The sequence below is a fragment of the Methylosinus sp. shoA genome, assembly GCF_059718125.1.
The window spans coordinates 2,242,323-2,268,351 of record NZ_AP046091.1 but is presented as its reverse complement, the minus strand read 5'-3'; the positions used below and the strand labels follow the sequence as shown (position 1 = coordinate 2,268,351).

The window sequence follows — 26,029 nt, the reverse complement described above, 5'->3', positions numbered from 1 at the left end:
TTCGGCTGCAACCGAATCGTTCATCACGTCTCTTTCGCGTTCGCCAAGCTCGAAATAGTGAAGCTCCTTCATCGTCTCCCTGGTGGGAGGGCTATGCTCGGGCCCTGGCGAACTTCTCCTTGCGGAAGGCCTCGCCCGTCGTCATGACCGCCCAGATGATCCTGCCGAGCTTGTTGGCCAGCGCCACCGAGACGAAGCGCTCGGGCTTTCTGGCGCGCAAGGCGTTGATCCAGTCGGCCAGCTCGCCCTCGTATTTCTCGGCGACCCGGATCAGCGAGGTCGAGCCCACGACGAGCAGCTTGCGCAGGTAGCGGTTGCCCTGCTTGGTGATCGAGCCGAGTTTTTCCTTGCCGCCGGTGGAGTTTTGCCGCGGGGTCAACCCCATCCAGGCCGAAAAGTCTCGTCCCGCCGCGAAGATGCGGCCATCGGGAACGATCGACCGGACGGCCGTGGCGATGATGGGGCCGACGCCGGGGATCGCGTCGAGCAGGCGCGCGACTTCGTCTTGGGCCAGGGCCTGCTCGATCTTTGCCTCGATCGCCTCGATCGATGTGTCCAGCGAGGCGATCTGCGCGGCGAAAATATCGACGCAGCTCTTGGCGATCTCGGGAAGCGTCGCGTCCTGCCTCGCCCGCTCGATCAGCTCGTCGACACGGCTTATGCCCTTGGCGGCGACGATCCCGAACTCCGACAAATGGCCGCGCAAGGAATTGACGAGCATGGTGCGCTGCTTGACCAGCAATTCGCGCGAGCCGTGCAGCATGAGCGTCGCCTGCTGCTGAGCGCTCTTGACCGGAACGAAGCGCATATCCGGGCGCGACGCCGCCTCGCTGATGGCCGCGGCGTCGGCGGCGTCGTTCTTGCCGCGCTTGACATAGGGCTTGACGTAAACCGGCGGGATCAGCCGCACCTCATGTCCCATCGCCGCGAGCTCGCGGCCCCAGTAGTGCGCCGAGCCGCAGGCTTCCATGGCGACGAGACAAGGCTTGGCGCCGGCGATGAATTCTCGGAACTTCGACCGAGATAGTTTCCGACATACGCAATCTCCGCTTTCGTTCTTGATCGCATGAATCTGAAATGAGCCTTTGCCAAGGTCGACGGCGATTCTGCTAAACTCCTTCATGGACGGCCTCCCTCTCTGTGGCGCTCCGGCGGCCACACTTTGGCACTCTGATGCCCTCGAGGCGGGGCCGTCCACACCATCATTGCGAGCCGCAGGCGAAGCAATCCAGAGCCGTGGGGCGGGCTCCTCTCCCTCGCCGAGCCGCGCGCCGCGCGCCGACGCCGAATGGCGCGACTGGGAAATCCCGCGCGAGGCCGGCGCCGGCTGGCCCACCGCCGCCAAAGAGGCGCACGCCAAATGGTGGGAGGCGCGCGTCAAACGGCAGAAGGAGATCGACGCCTCGATCGCCAAGGCCGCCGATGTCGAGCTGCTCTATGACCGGCCCTATGAGGACAAATCCCGCGTGCGCGTCGCCGGGCCATTCACGGTGGAGAGCCTGTCGCCGCATCGCGTCGCGCCGGCCGACGAGGAGGAGCTGATCGACTTCATAGAGGCAGACGAAGGCGCGCGGCGGCGCCTGCACAAGGCCATGCCGCCGACCGATTTCGCCGAAATGACGCTCGAGCATTTGCGCACCGCCGGCGTGCATCAGAGCGAGAAGCGCGATTCGATCCGCTTCACCGCGCTCACCCCCTGGCCCGGCGAATATGTGGCGGCGGAAGGCCGCTTCATGGAGGGCGACACCGAAAGACGCGCGGCCATTTTCATCGGCCCCGAGTTCGGCTCGGTCTCGCGCGTCGATCTCGCCGCGGCGGCGCGCGAGGCGGTGGAGGCGCGCTTCGACGCGCTGATCGCCTGCGCCTTCGCCTTCGACGCCCATGCGAGCGAGGTGACGAAGCTCGGCCCGCTGCCGATCCTGAAAGCGAAGATGAACCCCGATCTGCATATGGCCGGCGATCTGAAGAACACCGGCAAGGGGAATTTGTTCGTGGTGTTCGGCGAGCCGGACATCGACATATTGCACGAGGCCGACGGGCGGGTGAAAGTGAAGGTGAAGGGCGTCGACGTGTTCGATCCCAACACGGGCGAGATCAGGAGCGACGACACCGATAAGATCGCCGCCTGGTTCGTCGACACGAACTACAATGAGGAGAGCTTCTTCGTCCGCCACGCCTATTTTCTCGGCGCGAATGATCCGTATAAGAGCCTGAAGACGGCCTTGCAGGCGGAGATCGACAAAGAGGCCTGGGAGACGCTGTATCGCGACGTCTCGCGGCCCTTCGCGCGCCCGGCGACGGGGAAGATCGCGGTGAAGGTGATCAATCACTTCGGGGATGAGGTGATGAAGGTTTTCAGGGTGTGAGGCGATAGGAAGTGACGAAATATCTCTTGCGGTAACCGACGACCTCGGTGCAGGAGTGAGGCAACGCCGCCGAATCATGCGGAAATGATTGCAGCACAAAGGACAATGCACTGCGATTGATGGCTCTCGAGGACGCCACCGGGGCCTTGCGCTCCGGTTCGAATCGCCCGCCGTCGCCCATCATGGAACGCTCTGCATTCGGAGGAACTGAGTGACATGCCGTATGACGCCGCGACTGTCGCCGCCACGGTCGATAAGCTCAATAGAGAGTATTTTCTCCCTGCTATTCAGCGACCCTTTGTTTGGAAGCCAGAACAGGTCGTCGCTCTTTTTGATTCGCTGATGAAGCGATATCCAATCAGCTCGTTTCTTTTTTGGGCTGTGTCGCCAGAAAACAAGCCGAACTGGCAGATATACAAATTTGCAGAGAACTTTCGTTTCGGCGAAGTCCATACGGAACCCGCCGAAACGGATGGCCGAACGGTCACCCTCGTCTTGGACGGGCAACAAAGACTGACGTCGCTTCTGCTGGGTCTGCGTGGCACGCTCAATATCAAAGCAAAGAATAGACGTTGGGGCGATAGTTCTGCATGGCAACGGAAGCGCCTCTATCTCGACCTACTCGTCGAGCCGAGCATCGAGCGCGCTGATGAAGGCGATCAGGAAGACATCGAAAAGCCTTATGGATTTCAGTTATTCGAGAAACCTCCGCGCGACGAAGCAGGACAGCTCTGGATCAAGGTCGGCGATGTTCTGAACTATCCAACAATAGCGGACTTCGAGAACTACAAGCAGTCGGTATTCGACAGGCTACCTGGATCGGCTCCGCGTGAGCATGTTGCGCGTGCAGAGGAAAACCTCGACCGGCTTCACAATGTGATCTGGAACGATAAGATCATATCTTTTTTTACAGAAGTTGAGCAGGACTATGATCGTGTTCTTTCTATATTTGTTCGAGCGAATGACGGCGGAACAAAGCTCAACAAATCCGATTTGATGATGTCGATGATTGCATCGAAATGGACAGATCTGCCTGCTAAAGAGGAAATACTCAGCTTTGTTTCAATGATAAACGAGCGCCTTGATAGAAAAAATAACGTATCGAGCGACTTCGTTATGAAGGCTTGCTTGCTATTGTCCGATCTTGATCATATTTACAAAGTTTCGAATTTTACAAATCATAATCTTGCTGTAATGCGAGAAAACTGGGCGCGAATCAAGCTCACACTCAGAAGAACGTTTCTCCTGATAAACCGATTTGGTATAGATAGAGAGACGTTAACAAGCTTGAATGCGCTTCTCCCTATATCATACTACATTCACAAGATAGATATCGATCTTGCTGAAGGTTCATCTACCTTCAATTCGCGAAATAGGGAACGCATTCGCCTGTGGCTGATTTCCGCATTATTAACTGGCGCTTTTGGCGGCAACTCCGATAACGTCATTGGAACGGCAAAAGCCGTGATCGCGCCGAGCATTAAACTATCACAAGACTTTCCGTTGACCGAGTTGTTCGAGGCAATTTCGAGGCAACGGAAGCGCCCAACCTATATAACCGAAGAGCTCATTTCGTCTCTGCTCGACTATAAATATGGGCAGAAGCTAACTTTTTTGATCCTCTCGCTGCTTTATGATGAAAAGAGCTGGGGCGCTGTGCCTTACGATATTGATCATGTCTTCCCTCAAGCCGAAACAACACGATCAAAACTGATGGCCACGAACTTACCGGTATCCAAAATTGAGCAGATCATAGCTGCATCTGCCAAGATTGGAAATCTTCAAATTCTCTCATCTACCGAGAACAATAAGAAGAATGCCCAAAAATTCGCAGACTGGGCGTTGAATGTGGATTCTTCGTATTACGAATGTCACCTGATTCCGCAGGACCGACATCTGTGGGACGTGCTCCTGCTGCCAGAGTTCGTACGTGAAAGGGAAAAGCTTATCCGAAAGAAGCTGCTGTCTCTGAGTGGAGACGTTCTATAGAGCAAACAAGATCATGACAGGTGTGAGCAGCGAGATGACTCTGGAAGTAAAACTCAAAAGGATACTCGACGAGAAAGAACGTCTGGCGTCGGAGGAGGCGCAGGTGCGCGGCGAAGTGTTGGCGGAAATAGATCGAATCGATTCAGAAATTGCTGCGCTTGAGGAGCGTAAAAGCCAGTTGGAGGCGTTTCTGGGACTTGATGACGGAAGTAGCCGGGCGGGCCATGGGCAGATCATGCAGCTCTGCTTGAAAGCGCTTTCTGAAAACGGGTCTGGATTGAGTTCCGGGCAAATTCGTGAAGCGATCGCTCAGGAAACGCGAATCTCCGGTTGTCTTCGGTTCCGTCGACATTGAGCCGATTGACAAGTCAGGGTAAAATTCGGCGAGATCAGCAAGGGCGATATTTCCTCGCTTAACAAAAATTCGGTCCATGGAATTCCGCATCGCCGACACCTTCACCGACTCCCTGGCGCGGCTTCCCGCGCCGGACCAAAAAGCCGTGAAGACCTCGGCCTTCGATCTCCAGACCAATCCCCAAAACCCCGGGCTGCAACTTCATCGCATCGAAAATTCCAAGGACCGGAACTTCTGGTCCGTGCGCGTCAATCGCGACATTCGCATCATCGTCCACAAGACCGAGGCGAGCATGCTGCTCGCTTATGTCGATCATCACGACAGGGCCTATGCCTGGGCGGAGCGGCGGCGGATCGAGGCGCATCCCAAGACCGGCGCCGTGCAGATCGTCGAGGTGCGCGAGCGGGTCGAGGAGATGCTGCTCTTCGCGCCGCGCGAGAGCGCCGGGGCGCCGCCCTTCGCAAAATTGTCGGACGACGAGCTGCTCTCGATCGGCGCGCCGGCGGATTGGCTCGCCGACATTCGCGCGGCGAGCGAGGACGGCTTTCTCGAGCTGGCGCCGCGCCTGCCGGTGGAGGCCGCCGAGGCGCTGCTGCAATATGCGACGACCGGCCTGCTGGTGCGCCCGGCGCCAGCGCCCGCCGATCCTTACGCCCATCCGGACGCGCTGCGGCGGTTCCGCGTCGTGGAGAATATCGAGGAGCTGGCGCAGGCGCTCGATGCGCCCTGGGACAAATGGGCGGTGTTCCTGCACCCTTCGCAGCGCGATCTCGTCGAGCGGAATTATTCCGGCCCGGCGCGCGTCGCCGGCTCGGCCGGCACGGGCAAGAGCGTCGTCGCCGTGCATCGCGCCGTGCGGCTGGCGCGCGCCTCGCCCCATGCGCGCGTGCTGCTGGCGACTTTCTCCGATCCGCTCGCCGCGGCGCTGGAGCGCAAGGTCCGGCTGCTCGCCGGCGCCGACGCCGGGCTGCTGTCGCGCATCCGGGTCGCCTCGCTCCCGGTCATCGCCGCCGAGCTGTTCGAGCTGGCGCATGGCCATCGCCCCCATGTCGCGGCGCCGGACCGGCTCGCCCGCGCTCTCGAAAAGGCGACCGAGGCCGCCGAGGGGGCGGTGAACGCCAATTTCCTGCGCTCGGAATGGACGCATGTCGTCGACGCCTGGCAGGTCGAGGATTGCGCGGCCTATCTTGCAGTTCCGCGTCTCGGCCGCAAGAACCGGCTCGGCTCCAAGCAGCGCGAGCGTCTATGGCCGATCTTCGCGGCGGCGCGGGAGAGCCTCGAGACGCGCGGCTTCCACACTTGGCCGGGCGTGTTTTCCGCGGTGACGCGGCATTATGCGGAGCGGACGGAAAAGCCCTTCACCCATGTCGTCGTCGACGAGGCGCAGGATCTCGGCGTTCCCGAGCTGCGCTTCGTCGCCGCCGTGGCGAACGCGGGCGAGAACGGCCTGTTCTCGCGGGCGATCTCGGCCAGCGCATCTTTCAGCAGCCCTTCTCCTGGGGCGCGCTCGGCGTCGACATTCGCGGGCGCTCGTCCTGCCTGAAGGTGAATTATCGCACCTCGCATCAAATCCGCCGCGCCGCCGATCGGCTCTTGCCGAAAGAGATTCGCGACGTCGACGGCGTCGCCGAGGCGCGGGGCGGCACGGTCTCCGTCTTCAACGGCGCCGAGCCGCGCGTGTTCGTGGCCCCGGACGCGGCCGCAGAGATCGATGCGGTCGCGGCCTTTCTGACGGAGGCGCTCGCGAGCGGCGTCGATGCGAGCGAGATCGGCGTCTTCACGCGCAGGACCGAGGAGCTTTCGCGGGCGCGGGCCGCTGTCGCCGCCGCCGGTCGCGAGCCGATAGAATTGTCCGAGCGCGGCGACGAAGCGGGCGAGCGCATCTCGATCGGCGTGATGCATCTCGCCAAAGGTCTCGAGTTCAAGGCCGTGGCGGTAATGGCCTGCGATGACGAAATCCTTCCGCTGCAATCCCGCATCGACTCGGTCGCCGACGAGGTCGAGCTCGAGGACGTCTTATGAGACCGAACGGCAACTGCTCTATGTCGCCGCGACACGCGCGCGGGACCGGCTGCTGATCAGCGGCGTTGCGCCGGGCTCCGAGTTCTTACGGGATTTCATGACAGAGCGCGGCGTCAAAGAAATCGTTGACGGCGCATGAGAAGGCGTTGGGCTGTCGGCGTCACGCCCCTCCGCAGGGCTCGCCGCGCGCCAGCTTTCGACATAGCCCTAAATTTCGTTGATAACGAGGGGGCTCGTATTCGCCGACGGCACCGGGCGCATCGCCGAATGGAGGTCTGCCACTGGCGCCCCGCCCACTCGATGCCGAATCGGCGATCGCCGCGGGTCGTATGTTGCTTCAAAAAGCCGGATATGCGTATGGGTTGATAACGCGCGGGATTCGTGGGCGGAACGCAGCGCATTCAATAATGGATGAGCGGGATGATTGGTATTGTGGTGCACCTGGGGACTTCGGTTCGAGACCTTGTTCTCAATTTAGCGCTCCTCCTGAAATTCGAAGCGGCGCCCGGGATATTGACCCTGTCCCTTGTGGCCGGGCTGGTCATCGCGACCATTATTTACTGCGGAATAGCGGCAGCTCGTCGAAACGCGGTAATTTGGCTAAGCCGACTCATCGAACAAGCGAACGATGAAGCTGCATTCGGCGGAATGATCGCCGACATCGATCATAGAATCCAGGTGGAAGCAAAAAGCGAAGCCCGTCGCCACATTGCCATCGCGTGGCGCGAATACCGGGAAACGCTCGTCGTCCACAAGGAGGACGGAGTCAATGTACTACGAAATTCAGTGCGTCCGTCTGTCTTTTTCAATGCGGAGGAATTGCGCTTCGGGGCAGGAAGCTGGCGGACAGCGCCTGGGCTTTTTGTCAGCATAGGGCTCCTTCTGACCTTTCTCGGCCTCATTGCGGCTCTGAGCTCTATGGATTTGAACGGCGGCGAGAATATTCAGAAGTCTCTCAAAGAGCTTTTGACGATTGCGTCCGCCAAATTTATCATGTCGCTTGCCGGTCTCTTCTGCTCGATCATATTCACGATCGTGTTGCGGCGAGGCATTTCTCTTGTCGAGCAGGCATTGCACGACCTTTGCGCCACGCTCGAAGAGCGACTGAAGTTCATTAGTCTCGAGGATCTCGCTGTCGAGCAATTGGCCGCTACGAGAGAACAGCGCGATCATTTCCGGACGATTGGCCTCGAGTTGGTCGCCGAACTGGGCCGCCCGCTTCGTGAGGAGCTTCCCGCGGTCATCGCGGCCTCGATTGGTTCGGCTATCGAGCCGCTCATGCAACAAATGGGTCAGGCGAGCGCCGACGGCATGGACGAGATGGTGAAGGGTCTATCGGCCCGCTTCTCCGACGATGTCGGGCGCGCATTGGCCAAAGCGAGCGAGAGCCTCGTCATAGCCGGCGATCGGATCGCGGCTCTATCGGACAGAATGGATCAAAGCTCGGGACGAGTCGGCACAGAGATCGACGCCGCCGTGGAACGCTTGACACAATCGCTCGACGATCTGCGCGCTTCGATGAACGCCACGGCCCAGGCAACTTCAGGCGCTTTCACCCAGGGCGCAGAGCAATTGCTTTCGATCATGAATCGGACGCTTGAGGGCATCCGCGACAACACCGGCGAAGGATCTCGCGTGCTGAGCGAGGCGGCCGCCGACATGAGCGAGGCAGCGCAACGCTTTCGCGCTGAAATCGAAGCCGCTGCGGCGCATGGACGAGAAGCCGCTCAGCAGCAGATCGTCGTCGAGGGGGACACCGCTGCCAAAGCCATCAAATCCGCCGGCGAAACAGTCGTCGACGCAGTCGACCGAACGACGAGGGAAATTTCCGATAAGACCGAAAGATTCGCTCAAAAAGCCGCGCAGGAACTATTCGCCCCGCTCGAGCAGGTCACCGGGCAGCTCGGCGCGCTCGTGGGCACGCTCTCGGAAGGAGCAGCCGAAATGCGCCGCTTTTCCGACGGCGTCCGCGCCGGGGCACAGGCGGGCGAACAAGCCGCCGGCAGCTTCAGGACGGCGTCGCAAGATTTAACCGCCGCCGTTACGCCGATCCGATCGGCGAACGAACGTATCGAGACCGCGATCGCACAATTGCAGGACAGCACGTCTCACGCGGCCAGCACAGTCGTCCGCTCGTCCGAGGAAACCGCCCGCCACGCGGCTGAAACCTTGGCCGCGGCAAAGGAGGTTCTTGGGGGCGAGACCAGAGCGATCGAAGCGGCCCTGTCTGGTCTGCGCGATATGCTGAACCGCATGAAAGATCAGGGAGATCGTCTCGACGCGCAGACAGGCCGCCTCGACGACATGGACGCGAAGCTCGACAAAGCTTTCGAGGAATATACGAGTCGGGTAGCCATGGCGGTCGAAAGCCTGTTCGGCCACGTCCGGAAAATGCAGGATGAATTGAGCCCGGCGCTCGATACTTTGCGGGCTATTGTCGAGCAGGCGGAACAATTCAGGCCGCAGAGCGGCAGGAGGCCGCTGTGAGAGCCGTTCGACGGCGCCAGCATGAGGATGAAGAAGAATCCGCCTTCGTGTCCATGACCGACATGACGGTAAGCTTTCTTTTCATCGTCATGATTCTTCTTGCATTTTTTGCATCCCAGCTCAAGCCGGATAGCGTCTCGCGCAAGGACTATGATCGCGTCGTCAACGAGCGAGACGCGCTCCGAGACGAAGTGAAAAGCCTCAAGGAGCAAGTGGAAAAGCTCAAGAACAATCCGATAGAGACCTATCTGGGGGCGGTGGCGGCGGAGCGACGGCGTATCCTGCAAGACTTACAATCGAAACTTCGGACCGACTTTCCGGACCTACAAGTCGTGATCAGCGAAGAAATGGACGCCCTTCGTTTCAAGGGTGACGGTCTCTTTCCGACAGGCTCGAGCGAATTGCGGCCCGACAAGCGCCGCATCGTCGAAACGATCGCCGCGCGTCTCGGCGAGGTGCTGCCCTGTTACACGCTCGGTCGTCTCTCCTCCTGGAGCAACGGCTGTAACGCCGCCGGCGCGGCGATCGAGGCGGTCCAAATCGAGGGGCACACCGATTCGGATGGACAGGACAATAACAACCTCACACTGTCCACCAGTCGCGCCAACGAGACCTTCTTCGCGATGTTGAAACGCGAACCGACCCTGGTCGAGCACCGCAACAATCGTCAGCAGCCGGTCCTTTCTGTCGCGGGATATGGCAAGATGCGTCCTGTGGCCGACAACCGCACGACGGAGGGCAAGGCCATGAACCGTCGCATCGATCTGCGCATCATCATGTATTCTCCGCGCTCTATCGATGAGATTCGGAAAGTGCAGGACGATTTGCGGAAAGGCGTCGCCGCGGGAGGGGCCAGATGAAATTCGCAGCGCCGCCGGATCTCAATACTCTGGCTCTGCCTGATCTCAAAAAACTGGCGAGCAGCAAGAGCCGCATTCTCGACCGCTGGCCGGATGTCGTCGCCACGCCGCATGAGAAAGACCGAGAACGTCTTGTTCAGGAAATGTTTCGTCGTTGGAACAACGATCAATGGGGTGACACGCCCATGTCGTTCGTCACCTCCGCGGCGGTGGCGCTCTTCGACCCCGAGCGACGAAATCGCTCCGATCTGTCGAGGCTTCGTGAATTCTATTACGCCGAAATCGAGGCGTCGACGAAGCGCACATTTCTCGATTCGATGTTGTCCGTTTATCTCGGTTCCTATCAGCCAGGGGCTGACCATACGAAACGCCTGGCAAAAGCGATGACGCGCGCTCTCCCGGACGTCGGCTCCGCCGCAAGACAACTCGTCGAAAGCATCCCCGAAATTCTCGATCCAGCAGGGGCGCCCGCGGCCGTCGCCACGAGAATGATGGGCATGGAGGATTGTTGGAGCGGATTGAAAGAAATTGGTCTGCGCAGCCCGCATGCGCCGGGTGTAATGGACCATGCGCATCTCGCCTTTGTCGATAAGATCCGGCCTGCACTGAAAGGCAGGACGGGACTGGAGCGGCTGTTCTCCTGGCTGAAGCCGGCCGGGCAGCAGGCGAGAATGTCCGGCGCCGCAGAAGCAATCACGGTCATCATCGAGCCATGGTTGAAACAAGATCCGCCGCCGGACGATCTCGCATTCATCACGGAAAGCCTGCTCGGTCTGTACGGCGACCCTCGAGTCGACGGCGGCGGCGCCTGGACGGGTATAACGAAAGCTCACCTCGATATTCTCATGCGTTGGCTCACCGGCGAAAACATCCGATTTTTCCTGGATGTGGTTTCGGCGGTGGAGGTAAGTCACATGTGGGAGCCTCGCCGCAAATTCTGGCTCGGTCTTCACGAGCAGAAGCGGATAGATGCAGCATGGGTGGCATTCAGCGGCAGCGGGGTCGAACTGGCGACCAAATGGCTGCGCTCCAAGGGCTCCCGAGGCGCTCTGGCCTTTGGACGGCAGACCGCTGGCGGAAGCCGCGCGGAGACATCTTTGTTGGTCTTGAAAATCGGCAAAAAGATTATCGTCGAAGGTTCGCATAATTACAAAGTTCATATTTTCGACGAAAGTAACAAAGGCTCACCGAAGCTCTACCAATTGGAATATGATTGCGACCTCATCCGACACAAAAGCAACGTGGAGAAACCTCACCTCGGAGACTGGCAAGGCTGGGTCCTGGAGCGAATTTAGAGGTTAACATGTTCGATTTTCAATTCGACAAGACGGGCGTTCACCTCACCCTGAAGCGGCCTCGCGAGGGTCTGCTGAGCCGCCTATTGTCGCGCGAGAAAAAGCGCGACCTCACACGACTGCCCCCGGGCGACCGCGAGCTTCTGATTGCTCTCGCCGACCTCAGGGCGCTCGCAGGCGACACTCAGGACGAGCTGAACATCGGCGCCGATCATATCCGTCTCTCTCACCGCCTCGCCGCGGCGCTATCCGGCGAGGCAGCGCATATCCTCGGCCTGCCGCAGATCGTCGACCTCACCCTGAAGACGGATGCCGAAGGTCTTGTCGGCACGCCAAATTTCCGGCTCAAAGCGGAGTGGTTCAGGCACGGTCAGCGGCAGGCGCCCCGGCGAACAGGTTCTATCCTCGAGACGTCCGATGGTCCGCGGCGTTTGCCATTGTGGCTTCTCGAGGCGCTCGATGTCGCCGAATCCTTCCAGCCTGGCGGCGACGATGTCGATCATTGGGGCGCCTTGGCCAGATTTCGCCAAGCGCTCGATCCCGGCGTGCACGTTGGAGATCCGAGTCACGCGGCCAAAATTTCAATGACCGATTTTCTCTCCGGCCTCCAGGTGCGCATGGCCGACCGTCTCTCGATAGCTTCGAACGGTGTTGGCGATGACTTCGACGTGCTGCCTTTTTCAAGCCGGCGCCTCGACGACGTCGGGGACGAAGCTCTCGTCTCGGAGAGCGACAGCGAGCTTGTCGGACCGGACCTCGGCGTCTTTCAACGGCGAGTTCGAGAGCGCGGCGCGCTTCCGGCCTATCGTTTAGGACAGGGCAGCTTCCTCGTCATAGACCGATCGGCTTTGCCTGCCCTCGATGTGATGGCCGAAATGCAGCGCGCTCCGAAAGCCGAACGCGAAGCGTTTATCAGAAATCCGCGCCCTCGCATCACGGAAGCCATCGAGGCGGCGCTGCGCCGCGACGGCGAGCTCAACAATCTGAGCCCCGAGGCGGAAGAAGAAGTCATCGAAACTGCCGCTAGTCCCATCTTCGTCGAGACGCGCGAGTTTTCGGAACGAGTCACAGGAATTTCGCTGTTTCAGAAGCCGGCCATCGATGGCTTCGAAAGCAGCGGAACGACATGGATGCCGGAGGAATTTGCGCGTCGGGTGGCGAAGGCGCTGGGTGATCTCCCAACGGACGGACTGGAGGGTTTGCACGACGAAGTCAGCGCCGCAATAGAACGCGGTCAGGAGGCCGTTTTCCTCGACGATGTCCCGCTGCCGGCGCGTCCGGAAACGCTCGCGACAATTGATGCGCATCTCGAAAGAAAAAGGCAGACGCAAGACCAGGGCGACGACAAGCCACTCCAGGACAAAGGGCCATATGTCCTCGACGGCAAGAGAAACTTCGAGCAACTCGAATGGTTCTCGAAGCTGGATCCGCGACGCGCGCTCATTCCCGCCAACCCGCCGACCTCCATTCGCACGCCTCTGAAGCAGCATCAGGTCGAGAGCTTCGAGTGGCAAGTCGAGGCGTGGCGCGCGGGCCTCCCTGGCATTCTCAACGCCGACGAACAGGGACTCGGCAAGACGCTTCAAACAATCGCCTTTCTCGTCTGGCTGAAATCGCATATGGCGCAGCAAGGCGCAGAGCAGCGCGGCCCCGTGCTCATCGTTGCGCCGACGTCGTTGCTGGAGAACTGGGAACAAGAGGTCGCTCGTCACGTCGAGGAACCAGGTCTCGGGCATCTCATTCGTCTCTACGGAAGCGCAATCTCCAGCCGAAAAATTGCCGGAAAAGCCGGCCGCGACATCGACAGCGGCGAAACGAAGCTCGATCTCGGATTCCTGACAGAGGCAATCGAGGAAGGCCGCGCCCACCGATTCTGGTTGCTCACGACGTATACGACGCTGACCAATTACCAGCATTCACTGGGTCGTATTCGCTTCAGCGCGCTCGTCTTCGACGAGATTCAAACGCTAAAGAACCCGACGAGTCTTCGCGCGCAGGCGGCGCTTTTCATGAAGGCGGACTTTCGTATCGGCCTTACGGGCACGCCGATCGAAAATAGCGCCGTCGACCTGTGGGCCGTCATGGAACAGCTCTCGTCGGGAGCGCTCGGCACTCTCGCGGAGTTCCGCGGTCGCTATGGAACGCCTGACGGCGAAAGTATGAACGAGTTGCATGCGCGCGTTTTCAAGTCGGCAGGCGAACATCCGGCGCTCGCCATTCGTCGCATCAAAAACTTGGTCGCTAGCGATCTACCCAAAAAGACACGACGCCTCCATCCCCGTCTTATGCCAGAAGACCAAGTTATCGCCTATGACGACGCGAGGTTGAAACTCGCTCAAGGGGGCTTGGGCGCGGCCCTGAAAGCCCTGCATCACATTCGCGCCGTGTCCGTGCATCCTGGCCTGCACGTGCAGGCTTCCGCCCGCGACTTTATCGGCGCTTCCGCACGGCTGGCCGCGACATTCGATGTCCTCGCCGCCATCGCTCGGAAAGGAGAGCGCGTCCTCGTCTTCATCGAACATCGTGAGATGCAATATCGGTTCATCGAACTGGCCCGCGCCAAGTTCGGCCTGGACCGGATCGACCTCATCAATGGCGATACGCCCATCCGTCAACGACAGGCGATCGTGAATCGTTTCCAAAAGCATCTGGAGCAAGATCAGGGTTTCGATATTCTCGTTCTCGGCCCGAAGGCCGCCGGCGTGGGTCTCACGCTCACAGCGGCCACGCATGTGATCCATCTATCTCGATGGTGGAATCCGGCGGTCGAAGAGCAATGTAACGACCGTGTGCATCGCCTCGGACAGACGCGCCCAGTGTCTATTCATCTGCCAATGGCAATACACCCCAGCTACCGCGAGAATACGTTCGACTGCCTCCTTCAAAGCCTAATGCACCGAAAGCGCAAGTTAGCGGAATCGGCCCTCTGGCCGGCAGGCGACACGGAATCGGATATCGCCGAATTACAAGAAATGTTGCGCAGAGAGAAGTCGACTGACGTGCAGGATTCCGTGAGGTCGGCGATCGACGCTCTTTTCCTCCGAGACGACATGCCTCCACCTGTCGAAGACGCGGATGGGTCAGTGGTGCTGCCGGAAATGTGAACTGATGGTTTTGACACAGTCACGATTTTTTCTGGATTCAGACGTTGTGCTGTAGATCCACCCGCTTTTCGTCACTGTTCACTCGATGAAGATCCCTGTTGCAGTGAATTAACTCCCTGTTATTTTGCGTGGCGAATTACATCGCAACAAATTGAAAATGCGCGATATTTCTGAAACTCGCTCAAGTCGACGCCCTAATTTTCATGATTTTCCCTGTAATTTTCTCTGATTGCAGGGAATTCTGCGCGCAGACCGGTTCGCCCGAGACTGCGTCGTCAGCCAGAATTCCGCAAATCATTCGAATCGCGAGAAAACAGCTCCAGCTGGGGCGCGTTCCACATCCGTGTGACGCATGGCTGGCACGCCAGGGGAGCACCTCGCGCCCGCCATACCCCATGTCGTGCGTCGCGGCGCGGTTCTATTATTGGCGGCTATTGGCGGCGGCGAACGCCATCGGCGGGCCCGGGATCGAGAAATTCTGCGACGCTGATATTCTGGCCCAGCAACCCCGCGCGCGCGTCCTCGCGGGCCGGATAGCCGCGCTCGCCGATCGCGGCTTCTTCCCCGCCGCCATGACCAGCCGCCTGTCGCAACAGCAAATCCGGAAGATGTTCCGTAAGCGCCGTTGCGACCCCATTGATTCTTCGGGTTCGGAAGGATTTTCGGATGTGAGATTCTTCTGAGGGACAGCCATGTCTCTGGAAGGATCCGAAGATGAACGAGAATGCGACGATCGAAACGGCTTTTGGCGCAGGATTTGTCGGACGTGTGGATTTTCGTCGTTCACGTTCGGGCAATCGGCTGTGGTCGAAGGAGCTGAAGGGCCGGATCGTACGAGAGAGTCTCGCGCCTGGAGCGCGCGTCGCCGACGTGGCCCGCAAATATCGGATATGCGCGCAGCAATTGACGCAGTGGCGCCGCCAGGCGCGCACCGGGCGGCTCGCGCTGGTGACCGACGGTCCCGCGGAGTTCGTGGAGATCGAGCTCGAGCAGCCCTCCGTTCGTAACGAGAGCGATGCGAAGATCGAGATCGTCGTCGGCAAGGTCGTGTTACGGCTGGATCAGGACACCGCGTCGACGCGCATCGCCGAGATCATGACGGCGCTGGAGCGCGGCGCGTGATCATTCCGTCGCAAGGGTTGCGGATCGTGCTCGCCGTGCGTCCCGTCGATTTCCGCTGCGGGCATGACGCGCTGGCCGCTCTCGTGCAAAACAAGCTCGGACTCGATCCGCATTCCGGGCTCATCGTCGTGTTCCGCTCGAAGCGAATGGATCGCTTGAAGATTTTGCTGTGGGACGGAACCGGACTCGTGCTCGTCTACAAGCGTCTCGGCGATAGCCGCTTTTCTTGGCCGCAGATCAGCGACGGCGTCCTGCAATTGAGCCGGGTGCAATTCGAAGCTCTATTCGACGGGCTCAACTGGAAGCGCGTCGGCGAGCGGATCGTGGCGACGCCGACCGCGGCGAACTGATCGCAACTTCGGCTTCATTCGGCGCCTCGCTTGCGATAGATTCGCCGACGTGACGCCGAGCTTCGATCCCTCCAGACTCGCAGAGCTGCCTGCCGAACTACGCGCATTGTTCGAAGCTCAGCGCGCCATGCTCGAAGCCGAACGCATCCGCGCCGATCATGAGCTCGCCGCGCGCCTTCACACCGAGAGCGAGCTCGCAGCGTCGAAGGAGACGGTCGAACGTCTGCAATTGCTCGTCAAGGAATATGAACGCGCGCGTTTCGGCAAGCGTTCGGAGAAACTCGATCCCGATCAGTTACAGCTCGTTCTGGAAGATATCGAGATCGCCATTGCCGAAGTCCAGGAGCGGGAAGACGATCGCGCGCGCCGCTCGGGGCGCCCGGCGACCAGGGAGCGCGCCGCCCGCGCCGCGCGCGCCTTTCCTGCTCATCTGCCGCGCGTCGAGCGCGTGATCGAGCCAGAAAGCCTCGCCTGTCCCTGCGGCTGCGGCCTGATGGTTCGGATCGGCGAGGACCGCTCCAGCCGCCTCGACGTGACGCCGGCGCAATATCGCGTCATCGAGACCGTGCGGCCCCGCTACGCCTGTCCGACAGGATGCGCGGGCGTCGCCCAGGCGCCGGCTCCTGCGCATCTGATCGAGGGCGGCGTTCCCACCGAGGCGCTGCTGGCGCAAGTGGCGGTCGCCAAGTTCAGCGAGCACATGCCGCTCTACCGTCAATCGCAGGTCTTCGCGCGCCACAGGATCATGCTCGACCGCGCCGTTCTGGCCGATTGGATGGGAACGACGGCCTTCCACCTCGCGCCGATCGTCGAGCGCATGAGCGCGCTGATGAAGCTGTCCGGCCGTCTATTCATGGACGAGACTCGGGCGCCGGTTCTCGATCCCGGCCGCGGCCGGACGAAAACTGGCTATCTCTGGGCGGTTCTGCGCGACGACCGCGGGCACGGCGGCGCCGATCCGCCGATCGTGGTCTATCATTACGCGCCGGGTCGCAGCGGCGAGCACGCCGAGCGGATGCTCGAAGGATTCGACGGCGTTCTCCAGGTCGACGGCTATGGCGGCTATCATCGTCTGGCGCGCGCCGAGCGCAAAGGTGGCGCCCCACTGCGGCTCGCCTGGTGTTGGAGCCATGGCAGGCGCGAGATCATCGCCGCCACGCCGAAAGCGGGCTCGCCCATCGCCGAGGCGATCCTGGCGCGCATCGCCGCGCTCTATGCGATCGAGGCGGACATCCGGGGCAAAGAGGCGCCGATCCGGCAGAGCGTTCGCGCCGAGCGGTCGCGGCCTCTTGTCGTCGAGCTCGAAGAGTTTTTGCGCGCCCAGGCCGCTCGCCTCTCCGGCCGCAGCGACATGGGCAAGGCGGTCGCCTATCTTCTGAATCATTGGGCCGGGCTGACCCTGTTCCTCGACGATGGACGCGTCGAGATGGACACCAACCTCGTCGAAAATCAGATTCGGCCGCTGACTCTCACGCGCAAGAATGCGTTATTCGCGGGGCACGATGAAGGTGGACGTTCCTGGTCACGTCTCGCTTCGCTCATTGCGACATGCAAGTTGAACAGCGTCGATCCCTATGCCTGGATGAAGGCGACGCTCGAGGCGATCGCCGATGGCCATCCGCAGTCGCGCATCGACGAGCTGATGCCCTGGGCCTTCAAATCCTCGTCGCCGACGCCAGCCGCCTGATCGCTCACCATTGCGCTGAACCAATCGCTGACAAAGCTTTGCGCCAAAGGCTTGCAATGCCTTGTCGCAACGAATTGCAAGCTATTCTTCCATTCCAGCGGCAATGGGACGACAACGGCGCTTACGATGTTCCGCATCGTCTTCACCCGGTGTCTCCGGAACATAGCGTTGGACCCAGCGCATAATCGTCGTGTGAGCCAGAGACAAGCCGCGTTCGGCCATCATTTCCGAGGTCTCGCTAGCCGAGCTCGTACGCAGATACCAGCGCACGCCGAGGAATGACTTCCCGATCGAAATGCCGGCCTTTGAAAAGATCATCGACACTCAGCGCCGTTGTCACCCCATCGCCGCAGAAACTCCCTCACCCGCGACCATGCCTCGAACTCGGGGCTCGCGCCAGAGCCTCCGCTCTCCACATCGGAATCATTGCTTTCGACCGGCCTTTCGTCCTATACTCGATTCTCGACATGCTTTGCACAGTTTAGAGAACTCTTTTTCCTGAGGAGAATAGCTTGCAATCTCGCCGGACCATGCTTCTCCGAGCGGGAACTCTCGGCCTAGCTTTGCCGTTATGGTCTAACCACCCGGTTGCTCAAATCAGGAATAGCGCCGTGACCTTGCTCTCCGCGCCCATCGAGATGGCCGGGGACTGGGGGCATATGCTCCCTGGTTCCGCGGAGCGAGTTGTCGAGCGCATGCGGCACTCATGCCTCGATGGCATTCGCCTGGTCTCGGACCGTCAACCGACGAGACTGCGGGTGGACGAGCATACGTCTGGCAACCCGGCGATCTGGCTGCATCCCGACGGCAGCACCATGGCATGGATTATCGTCAATATCGGCGAGCGGGACTGGTCGAGGCTGGCCTATCAATTTGGCCACGAACTTGGCCATGTCATGGCGAACAGCTGGGAGCCGGATGCGAAACCGGCAAGCCCCTGTGGGTGGCTCGAGGAAGCTATGGTGGAAGCATTTTCGATCCACGGCCTCGGCCGTCTAGCCGAGAGCTGGAAGACCAATCCGCCGTTTCCGAATGACGGCGCATTCGGCGAAGCCATCGCCGACTACCGGCGGAAAACCATCCAAGGTTACTCCGTACTCGCTCGGGAGCAAGCAGGCTCGGCCGACTTTGGGTCGTGGTTCGAAGATCGCCGCGTCGAAATAGAATCCGTCGCCGCGCTCAGCCCGTTTGCCAAGGTCGCATCCTTGACCATTCTCGACGAATACGAGAAAGCCCCTTCCATCATCGAGGCGTTGGGCGCTCTGAACCGTTGGCCCGGCCGCAGTGGCGTGCCGATCGAGGATTATCTTCGCTTGTGGGAGACGAGTTGCGCCGAGCTGTCCGCCTCCCCGTCTTTGCCCGCCCGTCTTCGAGGACTATTGCATTTGGGCTGAGTTTGCCGGGGATAGGGATTGAGACATTTCAAAAAGTCACGCTCCCAGAAGATCTGCCTTTCGATGATCGTCAAGGACGAGGCGTCGGTGATTGCCCGTTGCCTCGCGTCGGTTCGGCCGCTCATCGACTATTGGGTGGTCGTAGATACGGGTTCTACGGACGGCACGCAGAATGTCATACGAACTTCTTTGCAAGACATTCCTGGTGAGTTGCACGAGCGCCCCTGGCTCGACTTCGCGCATAATCGGAGCGAAGCGCTCACACTGGCCAGAAACCACGGCGATTACAGCCTGATCATCGACGCCGACGACGTGCTCGCTTTGCCGCCGGGTTTCCGGATGCCGTTTTTGAAAGAAGACTCCATCGTGCTTGAAATCCGCAATAAGGGACGCCGTTTATTGCGCCCACAGCTCGTCCGGAATACCGTGCCGTGGCGCTATGAAGGCGTCCTACATGAGTTCCTCAGTTGCATCGATAAGAATGGTGAGAGAATTTTCGCCGAAAACCGGAGCCAGAAAAGGCTCCCCGGGGTTAAAATCGTCATGACCGAGGACGGAGCGCGACGGCGAACATCATCGACGGAGCGGTATCGACGAGATGCTTTGGTTATTGAAAATGCTTTGCAAACCGAGGCCGATCCGTTCTTGGTGGCGCGGTACAAATTTTATCTCGCGCAAAGCTATCTCGATGCGGGCGAAAAACAAAAAGCATTGGCGACTTATCAGGAGCGCGCAAAACTCGGCTTTTGGGAGCAGGAAATATTTATCAGCCTCTACCGGTCCGCGAATATAAAGGCGGAGCTCGGCTACGATGCGGACGACGTCATCCAGAGTTATCTTCAGGCCGATCGCGTTGTCGCGTGCCGAGCCGAGGCGCTGTACGACGCGGCGCGCTTCTGCCGACAACACGAGAGATTCCGGGAAGGATTTGAATTCGCGGAGCGTGCATTGCGTATCAAGCCACCGGCGGGCGGGCTTTTCGTGGACGATTGGGTGTACGATTACGGTGTGTTGGACGAATACGCCGTCAACGCCTATTGGACCGAGCGCTACGCCGATTCTCTCGCCGCCTGTGAACGCTTGCTCCGCAATCCGAAAATCCCAGCCGAGACCCGCCGACGGGTCGAGCAAAATGCGCGCTTTGCGCGTGAGAAGCTGTCGTCGCGGCAAACAGGCGCAAAATTGGAGAATTTCGCAGCTTCCCCACAGCAGAAGCGCGGGAATTGAGGCCAGTTCTTATCGGCACGCCGGCGCGCTCTGGCTCGCCGTAGGACGACGATCCGTGGTATAGAAGTGGCTGGCGCCAACAGAGGGAGGACGTTTGGAACAGGGAAAGTCATTGGCGCGCTAATCATGTTAGCGGTGGGAAGACCGACAAGTCAAAAAGCATATTCAACAGCGTGAAATCATAAAGCATATGATCGACCATCTCGACTTATTCGACTGCTACGGGGATCAATAGATGATGAGCAGCACGGGCTACTGCCGCCTGCGCTCACTCTGACCGGCATTTTTCGAGTTGTAATAAAGATTACTTTCTCTTTGATGATGGAGGAATTTGTGACTACCATCGGCCTTTGCATGATCGTGAAAAACGAAGCCCGAGTGCTTCAGCGCTGCCTCGATAGCGTCCGGCCGTTCCTGGACTATGTGCTCATCGAGGACACGGGCTCCACCGATGGGACGCAGCAACTCATCCGCAACTGGCTGGATCGCGTCGGGCTCCCCGGGGTCGTGATCGAAGAGCCGTGGCGTGATTTCTCGTATAACCGGTCCCACGCCCTCGCGAAATTGCGTGAGCATTCGGAGATCGACTATGCGTTCATGATCGATGCCGATGACCGGATAGATATTGACGATGGCTTCGATATAGCGGCGTTCAAGGCAGGGATGACGGCCGATTTTTACGATGTCGAGATCCATCACGGATCGATTCGGCATCACCGGCCACAAATCTATCGCAACAGTATAAATTTCACCTATCGCGGAGTGCTGCATGAGTTCCTTCAACCACCACAGGAGGGATTAAATCGAGTCACGCCGACCGGGTTCCATATGACGATCGTCGGTGGCGGCGGCCGCAGTCAAGATAAGGAAAAATTCCAGCGAGACGCGGCTCTGCTGGAAGGAGCGCTCGCAACGGAACAGGACCCCTTTCTAATTTCCCGGTACACCTTTTATCTGGCGCAGAGCTATAGGGATCATGGCGGCCTGGAAAAGGCCCTGGAAAGATATCTGGCTAGAGAGAAGATGGGGTTTTGGGACGATGAGATTTACGTCTCGCTCTGCGAAGCGGCGCACATCTCTGCAGACCTCGGCCGTCCGGAGGAGGAGGTTCTAGCCATCTATGAGCGCGCCATCGCCAAGGCGCCGCATCGAGCCGAGGCATTTCACGGCGCGAGCCATTACTTTTTCCAGCACGGGCGGAACGAGGAAGGATACCAGATCGCGAAACGCGGCCTCGAGCTCACGGAGTCGTCTCCGCCCACGGGGCTGTTCATCCAAAATTGGATTTATGAGACGGGACTGTTGGACGAGTATGCAATCAATGCGTACTGGTCCGGACATTACAAGGACTGCCTCGACGCCAATTTGCGCATAGTGTCCCATCCCAATTGTCCGGATTCGCAACGGAAACGATTTCTCGATAATGCGAAATCCGCTGCCGCCAATCTCAGTGAGAAATCGACGTCGAGCGTGTATCAGGCGCGACGCCTCGCCGACACCCACGCGCCGATCGAGCCCCGCGAACTGCATAGCATTGTGGTCGCCCCCCCCAGGATCCTCGTGGCGATCCTGGCCAAGCAAAAGGAAGCGGTTCTGCCATTCTATCTCGAATGCATCGAGGCCTTGGATTACCCCAAGGACGCGATCCATCTCTACATTAGAACAAACAACAACACCGACCGGACGGCCGAAATCCTGCGGGACTGGGTGAGCCGCGTGCGTGACGGCTACGCCGGGGTCGAGATGGACGAGTCGGACGTAGACGCGCCGGTCGAGCAATTCGGCGTGCATGAATGGAACGCGACCAGATTCGGCGTGTTGGGGCATATTCGCAATGTCAGCCTGGCGGCGACGCAACGGCTCGGCTGCGATTACTACTTCGTCGCGGACGTGGATAATTTTCTCCGGCCCAACACTCTTCGAGAGCTTGTCGCCTTGGGATTGCCGATCGTGGCCCCGCTGTTGCGGCATGTCGATCCGAATTCGTCATATTCGAATTATCACGCGGCGATCGATGCGAACGGGTACTTCGTGGATCATGAGATGTATTTTCCACTGTTGTATCGTGAGGTGAAAGCTGTGTGCGAGCTTCCGGTCGTACATTGCACCTATTTGGTGCGGGCGGAGTTGATCCCTCAGCTCTCGTATGTCGATGACAGTCATCGGCATGAATATGTGGTATTTTCGGACTGTGCGCGCCGGCGGCAGATACCGCAATACTTGGACACACGGCAGGTTTATGGTTATTTGACCATGGATGAAGATGCGACAGGGGCGCAGGCGCTGATAGGGCCCGAGATCGCGCGGGCGCTGGCGACGCCACGGGCTGATCGCCCATGGCTGCGTTCAGAAACGAGGGAGAGCTATCGCCGATTTTCGGTGACGGCCTGAGGAATGCATTCAGATACCTGTCTCAGGCCGATTCGTTCTCGAGTATTGTTATCCGCCTGAAGGAATTCACGCGGTCGAGAAACTGCCGGGACGTTTTTTCTGTTTGGCCAGGAATCTGATGGCGCGCTAGCCCGCCTACGACGCAAGTGAGGATGGATCGGCTAGCGCTGTCAGGTCGCTCTGCGCGTCGGCAATTCCTCGAGCGACTGCGCGCGCTCCAACCACTCCCGCGTTTCCCCTTGGTTTGGTTCGCCCGCGCCACCTTCGACGAGATAATGCCCGAGCATCAGCTGGGCTTGGCCGTGTCCGAGTTCCGCCGCCGCACGGAACCAACGCCGAGCTGTCTCCCGATCGATCGGCAGACCATGGCCGCCGCTGTGGAGAGCGCCAAGTGCGAACATGGCGCCACTATGACCTTTGGCAGCCGCTTTCTCGAGTAGGGTCAGCGCGGTAGGAATTTCGGATGGGCCGCCGCGGCCATTCACCATCATTTCCGCTAGCGCTACCTGCGCGTCCGACATGCCGGCGTCAGACGCCTTGGCGAACCAAGCGCGCGCCTCGGTCAAGTCACTCGCCATGCCGCGCCCTTCCGTAAGCAGAAGCCCATACATATATTGGGCTTCCGGCAGTCCCTCGGCGGCGCGGCGCAGCCAGAGCGCCGCGTGTCCGTAGTTTTGCTCGACTCCTACGCCTTTTGCCAGACAGACCCCGAGATTGAAGGCGGCGGTGAGATCGCCGGACCCGGCGGCTCGTCGGAACCAATCGGCGACTACGCCTGCATCTTCCGCCTTGCCCGCTCCGTCCAAGACGAGATTCGCCAGGTCCACCTGCGACGCCCGATCGCCCGCCTCGGCAGAGGCGCGCAGCCAGCGGGCCGCCTCTTCATCATCTTGCGCCACACCGGCGCCAACGAGATACAGCGATCCCAATGCACGAGCGCCGGCCCGGTCTCCCGCCTCGGCCGCTCGGCGAAACCATCTCGCCGCTTCGGGATAATTCGGCGGCAATTCACCATTCCCGAGGCATAAATTACCGACGAGAACAGCCGCTTCTGGATCGCCGGCCAACGCCGCGCGGCGCAACCATGTTTCACCGGTAATGAAATCTCGCGCGACGCCGCGCCCCTCCATCAGGGCGAGCCCCCATCTCGACTGCGCGGGACGTAGTCCTTTCTCGGCCGCGTCTTGATAAAGTCGCGCCGCGAATTCGGGATCACGCGCCGTTCCGAGCCCTTGCTCGGCAAGCGTCCCCAGCAAGTAAATGGCGGTCGGCAATCCCGCTTCGGCGGCCCGTTTCAGTTGCTCTCCGACACGCCGCCAGCCTTCCTCGTTTTCTGCATGCCGCGCCAGCGACAGAGCATAACCCAAGCTTCCTTCGGGGCAGCCCGCCGCCGCGGAGCGTTCATACCATCGCTCCCCGTCGTCCAGATCGCGCATGGATTCTGGACCGTGGACGAGGATGTAGGCCAGCAACGCCTGACCTTTCGCGGAGCCTGCCAGGGCCGCTCGGCGCGCCCATGTCATGGCCTGGTCGAAATCGGGATCGGCCGACGTCTCTCCGCCAAACAACAGCTGAGCCGCCCGAGGCTCGCGATCCGCAGAGTCGGCGCTCGCCCCTCCCACCAATCCTTGCAGGCACAAAGCCGCGAGTAGCGATTGCGCCTCTACGCACTCATGCGACGCCGCGCGCCGCAGCCACCGCGCGCCCTCCGCCCTGCTCGGCGGCACGCCGGCGCCCTCGAGATAGGCTCGCGCAACTCGATACTCCGCATCAGAAACGCCAGCCTTCGCCGCAAGCGACAGCAGGGGAAAGGATTCAGCGTATTTCCCTTGCTCGCTCAACAGGATCGCCCGGCGCAGCGCCGCCGCTGGCGAAACAAGGCCGACGAGTCTATCCAGAACGCCCATGCTCATCGAGCTCCTGCCATGAGCGTCACGCCGCCTCGCCCCGCCGTCATGGTTCGCGCATCGCCTCTTGCGGGATGGGCGCAACCATGCCGAAGAAGTATTGGAGCACAGTCCGCTTGCCCACCTTGATATCGGCGGTCACAGGCATCCCGGGGATCACATGAAAGCCGACCGGAACACCGTGCAGCGCAACTCGATCGATGGCGATGCGGCTGCGGTAGAAAGGCTCTCCGGCCGTAGGCGGCGGGACGTCACTCGTAGGGTTGCGCGCCTCGGATTGCGCGGTGAAGCTGTCGGGACTGACGATTCGCACGGTGCCCTCGGCAAAGCCATACTGAGAAAAGGGAAAAGTATCGAATTTGACGATGACCGGAGCGTTGACATGCACATGTCCGTTGTCACGCCCGGCAATATTGGCCTCGATCTCCAGCGGCGCGTTGAGCGGCGCCAAGGTGATGAAGCGCTCTCCCGATTGCAGCACGGAGCCAACCGACACTTTTTCAACCGATTGGACGACGGCGTCGACCTCACTGCGAAGTTCCGTCAACTGGCTGCGCCGCTTCGCCTTGTTCAGCAACTCCCGGCCATCGCTCGCCTTGCTTCTGGCTTCGGAGAGCTTTTGAGAAACGTCGGCCCGCCATCCTCGAATGAAAGAATCACGCTCCGCCGCAAGGGCCGCCTGCTCGCGTCTGGCCCCGAGCACGGTCTGCTCCGCGTTCGCCAGCGAACGCGCCATTTCGGCGCGGTTGTCCGTCGCCATCCAGGTTTCCATCGGACTGCCGTATTTCATCGCCTCGAGCTTCTTGCGAGCCCGCTCGACATTCTGCGCCATTTCGAGGCGTTCTCGGAAGGCGAGAGCATCGGCCTCGGAGCGCGCTATCACCGCGCCAGCCTCATCGAGCCGATTGCGGTAATTGTCGACTCTCGCATCGAACTCGGCCTTGCGATGGCTGAAGATCTCCGCTTGAATGAGCCAGTGTGGATCGGATCCCGAATAGCTGAACGGCCGTCCCGCGGCCTCGGCCTCGAGTCGCGAGACCTCGGCCTCGAAGCTCGACACTTGTGCAAGGAGCGCGGCTTTATCCGCATCGGAAAAAGTAGGGTCGAGCCGCGCCAGCAACTGGCCGGCTCGCACCTCTTGCCCGTCGCGCACGTCGATCGATCGTACAATTCCGGTTTCCAATGGCTGCACGAGAATATTTGACGATTGAGAGATTACAATACCTCGCGCCGTTACGACCGTGTCAATCGGGATAAGCCCCATTGTCACGATCGAAACAGCCAACATGCTTGCAATGATCCAAACGATATTGCGCGCCGAATGTGGAACCTCTGCGTTGGCGATTGCCGCCGACGGCCATTGAAATTCGAGAATCACCGGCAATGTCGGATCGTTTCGCTCAGATGGGCGCCTGATCAAGGACTGCAGTTTCAATGAAGCTTTGTTCATTGCAGGATTACCTTCCTGATGAC

20 protein-coding genes and 2 pseudogenes are annotated in these 26,029 nt (G+C 60.1%); 16 read left to right on the top strand and 6 right to left on the bottom strand.

From position 1 onward, the window contains the following. Nucleotides 1–91: 91 nt before the first annotated feature. A complete protein-coding gene (locus AC6IW9_RS10235; RefSeq protein WP_497764843.1) occupies nt 92–1,123 on the bottom strand; it encodes an IS110 family RNA-guided transposase in 1,032 nt (343 codons plus the stop codon). A gap of 82 nt (nt 1,124–1,205) precedes the next feature. Here AC6IW9_RS10235 and AC6IW9_RS10230 point away from each other — a divergent pair, with 82 nt between their 5' ends. Then, on the top strand, nt 1,206–2,366 hold the full coding sequence (locus tag AC6IW9_RS10230) for a hypothetical protein (RefSeq protein ID WP_497772130.1): 1,161 nt from the start codon (nt 1,206–1,208) through the stop codon (nt 2,364–2,366). On the opposite strand, the gene AC6IW9_RS10225 is transcribed toward AC6IW9_RS10230, so the two are convergent. After that, the gene (locus AC6IW9_RS10225; protein WP_497772127.1) at nt 2,356–2,550 is read right to left on the bottom strand and encodes a hypothetical protein; all 195 of its coding nucleotides are present in this window, start codon (nt 2,548–2,550) and stop codon (nt 2,356–2,358) included. The genes AC6IW9_RS10230 and AC6IW9_RS10225 overlap by 11 nt on opposite strands. A 32-nt stretch (nt 2,551–2,582) precedes the next feature. Between AC6IW9_RS10225 and AC6IW9_RS10220 the strand changes: the two genes are divergently transcribed. The 12 genes from AC6IW9_RS10220 (at nt 2,583) to tnpC (ending at nt 17,637) form a co-directional block, all read left to right on the top strand. Continuing rightward, complete coding sequence (locus AC6IW9_RS10220) at nt 2,583–4,355, top strand: DUF262 domain-containing protein (RefSeq protein ID WP_497772123.1); 1,773 nt, start codon at nt 2,583–2,585, stop codon at nt 4,353–4,355. Between the two features lie 13 nt (nt 4,356–4,368). Continuing rightward, nucleotides 4,369–4,710 (top strand): hypothetical protein, encoded by a 342-nt coding sequence (locus AC6IW9_RS10215; RefSeq protein ID WP_497772120.1) that lies wholly within the window; start codon nt 4,369–4,371, stop codon nt 4,708–4,710. A 76-nt stretch (nt 4,711–4,786) separates the two neighbouring features. After that, nucleotides 4,787–6,253, top strand: coding sequence for a UvrD-helicase domain-containing protein (locus tag AC6IW9_RS10210; RefSeq protein WP_497772117.1), 1,467 nt, complete (start codon nt 4,787–4,789; stop codon nt 6,251–6,253). A 50-nt stretch (nt 6,254–6,303) separates the two neighbouring features. After that, on the top strand, nt 6,304–6,732 hold the full coding sequence (locus AC6IW9_RS10205; protein ID WP_497772114.1) for a hypothetical protein: 429 nt from the start codon (nt 6,304–6,306) through the stop codon (nt 6,730–6,732). A 420-nt stretch (nt 6,733–7,152) separates the two neighbouring features. Continuing rightward, nucleotides 7,153–9,219 (top strand): hypothetical protein, encoded by a 2,067-nt coding sequence (locus tag AC6IW9_RS10200; protein ID WP_497772111.1) that lies wholly within the window; start codon nt 7,153–7,155, stop codon nt 9,217–9,219. A gap of 53 nt (nt 9,220–9,272) precedes the next feature. After that, nucleotides 9,273–10,079, top strand: a complete 807-nt coding sequence (locus tag AC6IW9_RS10195) for an OmpA/MotB family protein (protein ID WP_497772491.1) — start codon at nt 9,273–9,275, stop codon at nt 10,077–10,079. Beyond that, nucleotides 10,076–11,374 (top strand): EH signature domain-containing protein, encoded by a 1,299-nt coding sequence (locus tag AC6IW9_RS10190; RefSeq protein ID WP_497772108.1) that lies wholly within the window; start codon nt 10,076–10,078, stop codon nt 11,372–11,374. The genes AC6IW9_RS10195 and AC6IW9_RS10190 overlap by 4 nt, the downstream gene beginning before the upstream one ends. An 8-nt stretch (nt 11,375–11,382) precedes the next feature. After that, a complete protein-coding gene (locus tag AC6IW9_RS10185; RefSeq protein ID WP_497772105.1) occupies nt 11,383–14,478 on the top strand; it encodes a DEAD/DEAH box helicase in 3,096 nt (1,031 codons plus the stop codon). A gap of 203 nt (nt 14,479–14,681) precedes the next feature. Beyond that, nucleotides 14,682–15,161 (top strand): hypothetical protein, encoded by a 480-nt coding sequence (locus AC6IW9_RS10180; RefSeq protein WP_497772102.1) that lies wholly within the window; start codon nt 14,682–14,684, stop codon nt 15,159–15,161. Nucleotides 15,162–15,192: 31 nt separating this feature from the next. Next, complete coding sequence (gene tnpA, locus AC6IW9_RS10175) at nt 15,193–15,600, top strand: IS66-like element accessory protein TnpA (RefSeq protein ID WP_497763764.1); 408 nt, start codon at nt 15,193–15,195, stop codon at nt 15,598–15,600. After that, nucleotides 15,597–15,950 (top strand): IS66 family insertion sequence element accessory protein TnpB, encoded by a 354-nt coding sequence (gene tnpB, locus AC6IW9_RS10170; RefSeq protein ID WP_497763765.1) that lies wholly within the window; start codon nt 15,597–15,599, stop codon nt 15,948–15,950. Before tnpA ends, tnpB begins: the two co-directional genes overlap by 4 nt. Nucleotides 15,951–15,999: 49 nt before the next feature. Beyond that, nucleotides 16,000–17,637, top strand: coding sequence for an IS66 family transposase (gene tnpC, locus AC6IW9_RS10165; RefSeq protein WP_497763766.1), 1,638 nt, complete (start codon nt 16,000–16,002; stop codon nt 17,635–17,637). Between the two features lie 156 nt (nt 17,638–17,793). Here the strand turns inward: tnpC and AC6IW9_RS10160 are convergent. Next, nucleotides 17,794–17,965: pseudogene (locus AC6IW9_RS10160) on the bottom strand (IS6 family transposase); the annotation flags it as partial. A 430-nt stretch (nt 17,966–18,395) separates the two neighbouring features. Between AC6IW9_RS10160 and AC6IW9_RS10155 the strand changes: the two are divergent. The 3 genes from AC6IW9_RS10155 (at nt 18,396) to AC6IW9_RS10145 (ending at nt 22,649) form a co-directional block, all read left to right on the top strand. Then, on the top strand, nt 18,396–19,031 hold the full coding sequence (locus AC6IW9_RS10155) for a hypothetical protein (RefSeq protein ID WP_497772099.1): 636 nt from the start codon (nt 18,396–18,398) through the stop codon (nt 19,029–19,031). A 63-nt stretch (nt 19,032–19,094) separates the two neighbouring features. Then, nucleotides 19,095–20,258, top strand: coding sequence for a glycosyltransferase (locus AC6IW9_RS10150; RefSeq protein ID WP_497772097.1), 1,164 nt, complete (start codon nt 19,095–19,097; stop codon nt 20,256–20,258). A gap of 318 nt (nt 20,259–20,576) precedes the next feature. Then, entirely contained in the window at nt 20,577–22,649 is a 2,073-nt protein-coding gene (locus tag AC6IW9_RS10145; protein WP_497772094.1) for a glycosyltransferase family 2 protein, read from the top strand. A gap of 170 nt (nt 22,650–22,819) precedes the next feature. On the opposite strand, the gene AC6IW9_RS10140 is transcribed toward AC6IW9_RS10145, so the two are convergent. From AC6IW9_RS10140 to AC6IW9_RS10130, 3 genes and pseudogenes are all read right to left on the bottom strand, one after another. Next, nucleotides 22,820–24,217 carry a tetratricopeptide repeat protein gene (locus AC6IW9_RS10140; protein ID WP_497772490.1) on the bottom strand — a complete coding sequence of 466 codons (1,398 nt, stop codon included), beginning with the start codon at nt 24,215–24,217 and terminating at the stop codon, nt 22,820–22,822. A gap of 153 nt (nt 24,218–24,370) precedes the next feature. After that, a pseudogene (locus AC6IW9_RS10135) lies at nt 24,371–24,556 on the bottom strand (hypothetical protein); the annotation flags it as partial. A gap of 46 nt (nt 24,557–24,602) precedes the next feature. Continuing rightward, nucleotides 24,603–26,006, bottom strand: a complete 1,404-nt coding sequence (locus AC6IW9_RS10130) for an HlyD family type I secretion periplasmic adaptor subunit (RefSeq protein ID WP_497772091.1) — start codon at nt 26,004–26,006, stop codon at nt 24,603–24,605. Nucleotides 26,007–26,029 lie beyond the last annotated feature (23 nt).

Bases quoted from the DNA above. Each gene is read 5' to 3' on its own strand.
- AC6IW9_RS10235 (WP_497764843.1), bottom strand. From the start codon at position 1,123: ATGAAGGAGTTTAGCAGAATCGCCGTCGACCTTGGCAAAGGCTCATTT.
- AC6IW9_RS10130 (WP_497772091.1), bottom strand. From the start codon at position 26,006: ATGAACAAAGCTTCATTGAAACTGCAGTCCTTGATCAGGCGCCCATCT.
- AC6IW9_RS10200 (WP_497772111.1), top strand. From the start codon at position 7,153: ATGATTGGTATTGTGGTGCACCTGGGGACTTCGGTTCGAGACCTTGTT.
- AC6IW9_RS10225 (WP_497772127.1), bottom strand. From the start codon at position 2,550: ATGATGGGCGACGGCGGGCGATTCGAACCGGAGCGCAAGGCCCCGGTG.
- AC6IW9_RS10180 (WP_497772102.1), top strand. From the start codon at position 14,682: ATGATTTTCCCTGTAATTTTCTCTGATTGCAGGGAATTCTGCGCGCAG.
- AC6IW9_RS10215 (WP_497772120.1), top strand. From the start codon at position 4,369: ATGACAGGTGTGAGCAGCGAGATGACTCTGGAAGTAAAACTCAAAAGG.
- AC6IW9_RS10195 (WP_497772491.1), top strand. From the start codon at position 9,273: ATGACCGACATGACGGTAAGCTTTCTTTTCATCGTCATGATTCTTCTT.
- AC6IW9_RS10185 (WP_497772105.1), top strand. From the start codon at position 11,383: ATGTTCGATTTTCAATTCGACAAGACGGGCGTTCACCTCACCCTGAAG.
- AC6IW9_RS10150 (WP_497772097.1), top strand. From the start codon at position 19,095: ATGATCGTCAAGGACGAGGCGTCGGTGATTGCCCGTTGCCTCGCGTCG.
- AC6IW9_RS10210 (WP_497772117.1), top strand. From the start codon at position 4,787: ATGGAATTCCGCATCGCCGACACCTTCACCGACTCCCTGGCGCGGCTT.
- AC6IW9_RS10145 (WP_497772094.1), top strand. From the start codon at position 20,577: ATGATGGAGGAATTTGTGACTACCATCGGCCTTTGCATGATCGTGAAA.
- AC6IW9_RS10190 (WP_497772108.1), top strand. From the start codon at position 10,076: ATGAAATTCGCAGCGCCGCCGGATCTCAATACTCTGGCTCTGCCTGAT.
- tnpA (WP_497763764.1), top strand. From the start codon at position 15,193: ATGAACGAGAATGCGACGATCGAAACGGCTTTTGGCGCAGGATTTGTC.
- AC6IW9_RS10220 (WP_497772123.1), top strand. From the start codon at position 2,583: ATGCCGTATGACGCCGCGACTGTCGCCGCCACGGTCGATAAGCTCAAT.